Annotated in this window: 2 rRNA genes (both only partly in view); both read left to right on the top strand. The window is 52.6% G+C overall.

Annotated elements, in window-relative coordinates:
- Positions 1 to 1,427 (top strand): 16S ribosomal RNA (locus OVA33_RS03520) (it extends 123 nt beyond the left edge of the window).
- A gap of 174 nt (positions 1,428 to 1,601) precedes the next feature.
- Positions 1,602 to 2,500, top strand: a 23S ribosomal RNA gene (locus OVA33_RS03515) (it continues 2,031 nt past the right edge of the window).
- Together the 16S and 23S rRNA genes form the textbook arrangement of a ribosomal RNA operon.

Below are 2,500 nucleotides of genomic sequence, written 5' to 3'. Positions count from 1 at the left end.
GTAACCTGCCTGTAAGACTGGGATAACTCCGGGAAACCGGGGCTAATACCGGATGGTTGTTTGAACCGCATGGTTCAGACATAAAAGGTGGCTTCGGCTACCACTTACAGATGGACCCGCGGCGCATTAGCTAGTTGGTGAGGTAACGGCTCACCAAGGCAACGATGCGTAGCCGACCTGAGAGGGTGATCGGCCACACTGGGACTGAGACACGGCCCAGACTCCTACGGGAGGCAGCAGTAGGGAATCTTCCGCAATGGACGAAAGTCTGACGGAGCAACGCCGCGTGAGTGATGAAGGTTTTCGGATCGTAAAGCTCTGTTGTTAGGGAAGAACAAGTACCGTTCAAATAGGGCGGCACCTTGACGGTACCTAACCAGAAAGCCACGGCTAACTACGTGCCAGCAGCCGCGGTAATACGTAGGTGGCAAGCGTTGTCCGGAATTATTGGGCGTAAAGGGCTCGCAGGCGGTTTCTTAAGTCTGATGTGAAAGCCCCCGGCTCAACCGGGGAGGGTCATTGGAAACTGGGGAACTTGAGTGCAGAAGAGGAGAGTGGAATTCCACGTGTAGCGGTGAAATGCGTAGAGATGTGGAGGAACACCAGTGGCGAAGGCGACTCTCTGGTCTGTAACTGACGCTGAGGAGCGAAAGCGTGGGGAGCGAACAGGATTAGATACCCTGGTAGTCCACGCCGTAAACGATGAGTGCTAAGTGTTAGGGGGTTTCCGCCCCTTAGTGCTGCAGCTAACGCATTAAGCACTCCGCCTGGGGAGTACGGTCGCAAGACTGAAACTCAAAGGAATTGACGGGGGCCCGCACAAGCGGTGGAGCATGTGGTTTAATTCGAAGCAACGCGAAGAACCTTACCAGGTCTTGACATCCTCTGACAATCCTAGAGATAGGACGTCCCCTTCGGGGGCAGAGTGACAGGTGGTGCATGGTTGTCGTCAGCTCGTGTCGTGAGATGTTGGGTTAAGTCCCGCAACGAGCGCAACCCTTGATCTTAGTTGCCAGCATTCAGTTGGGCACTCTAAGGTGACTGCCGGTGACAAACCGGAGGAAGGTGGGGATGACGTCAAATCATCATGCCCCTTATGACCTGGGCTACACACGTGCTACAATGGACAGAACAAAGGGCAGCGAAACCGCGAGGTTAAGCCAATCCCACAAATCTGTTCTCAGTTCGGATCGCAGTCTGCAACTCGACTGCGTGAAGCTGGAATCGCTAGTAATCGCGGATCAGCATGCCGCGGTGAATACGTTCCCGGGCCTTGTACACACCGCCCGTCACACCACGAGAGTTTGTAACACCCGAAGTCGGTGAGGTAACCTTTTAGGAGCCAGCCGCCGAAGGTGGGACAGATGATTGGGGTGAAGTCGTAACAAGGTAGCCGTATCGGAAGGTGCGGCTGGATCACCTCCTTTCTAAGGATTTTAACGGAATATAAGACCTTGGGTCTTATAAACAGACGTTCCCTGTCTTGTTTAGTTTTGAAGGATCATTCGATTCTTCGAGATGTTGTTCTTTGAAAACTAGATAACAGAAGTAATTCACATTCAATTAGTAATGCAAGATATCACGTAGTGATTCTTTTTAACGGTTAAGTTAGAAAGGGCGCACGGTGGATGCCTTGGCACTAGGAGCCGATGAAGGACGGGACGAACACCGATATGCTTCGGGGAGCTGTAAGCAAGCTTTGATCCGGAGATTTCCGAATGGGGAAACCCACCACTCGTAATGGAGTGGTATCCATATCTGAATACATAGGATATGAGAAGGCAGACCCGGGGAACTGAAACATCTAAGTACCCGGAGGAAGAGAAAGCAAATGCGATTCCCTGAGTAGCGGCGAGCGAAACGGGACCAGCCCAAACCAAGAGGCTTGCCTCTTGGGGTTGTAGGACACTCTGTACGGAGTTACAAAGGAACGAGGTAGATGAAGAGGTCTGGAAAGGCCCGCCATAGGAGGTAACAGCCCTGTAGTCAAAACTTCGTTCTCTCCTGAGTGGATCCTGAGTACGGCGGAACACGTGAAATTCCGTCGGAATCCGGGAGGACCATCTCCCAAGGCTAAATACTCCCTAGTGACCGATAGTGAACCAGTACCGTGAGGGAAAGGTGAAAAGCACCCCGGAAGGGGAGTGAAAGAGATCCTGAAACCGTGTGCCTACAAGTAGTCAGAGCCCGTTAACGGGTGATGGCGTGCCTTTTGTAGAATGAACCGGCGAGTTACGATCCCGTGCAAGGTTAAGCAGAAGATGCGGAGCCGCAGCGAAAGCGAGTCTGAATAGGGCGAATTGAGTACGTGGTCGTAGACCCGAAACCAGGTGATCTACCCATGTCCAGGGTGAAGTTCAGGTAACACTGAATGGAGGCCCGAACCCACGCACGTTGAAAAGTGCGGGGATGAGGTGTGGGTAGGGGTGAAATGCCAATCGAACCTGGAGATAGCTGGTTCTCTCCGAAATAGCTTTAGGGCTAGCCTCAAGGTAAGAGT

This window comes from Bacillus sp. KICET-1 (genome assembly GCF_027721405.1).
GTDB classification, from domain to species: Bacteria; Bacillota; Bacilli; order Bacillales; family Bacillaceae; genus Bacillus; species Bacillus velezensis.
The sequence above is the reverse complement of the archived record's forward strand: the minus strand, read 5'-3'. Positions and strand labels throughout refer to the sequence as shown.